The organism is Alcanivorax sp. HI0044, assembly GCF_001634945.1.
On the sequence record NZ_LWEZ01000584.1, the window covers coordinates 1 to 633 of the forward strand.

At 61.5% G+C, this 633-nt stretch carries 1 protein-coding gene; it reads left to right on the forward strand.

What is annotated here, in order from left to right:
* Nucleotides 1-633: FAD-dependent oxidoreductase (locus A3730_RS07040; protein ID WP_156501022.1), on the forward strand; the 633-nt coding region annotated here is incomplete at both ends.

Here is a 633-nt window from a genome sequence, read left to right on the forward strand (position 1 = left end):
CCGAACAGAGCGGGAAAGGTGAACAGGGCTTCTCTGTTACCGTGGAAGACCGGGTCAGTGGTGAGCTGTCCACGCTCAAGGCTGCTGCGGTGGTGAGCGCTACCGGAGCCTGGGCAGACCGTTTTTCCGGCGCTGAGGCCAGAGTGCGGCCATTGCGTGGCAGCCACCTGTTTATCGACCCGGCCGCATTGCCGGTTAACGATTGCCTTACGGTGATGCACCCCGATGATGGTCGGCCGGTGTTTGTGTTCCCCTGGGAAGGGGTGACCTGTGTGGGCACCACGGACCTGGACCACCCCCAGGACATGGATATTGAAGCTGCGGCCAGTGATCGGGAAGTAGTCTACCTGCTCAAGCTGATCAACACCCAGTTCCCCGGCCGCAACGTCACCCGTGATCACATCTATTCGACCATCGCCGGGGTGCGCCCGGTTATCGCCTCCGGCAAGGGCGTGGATCCGTCCAAGGAGCGTCGGGACCATGCGGTGTGGGGTGAAAATGGCATTGTCACCGTCAGCGGCGGCAAGCTCACCACCTTTCGGTTGATTGCACTGGATGCGCTGTTGGCCACCGGTTTGATCGACGCTAAAGAGCACCGTCGCAGCCAGAAAAGCAAAGCGCGGGGGTTTGAGC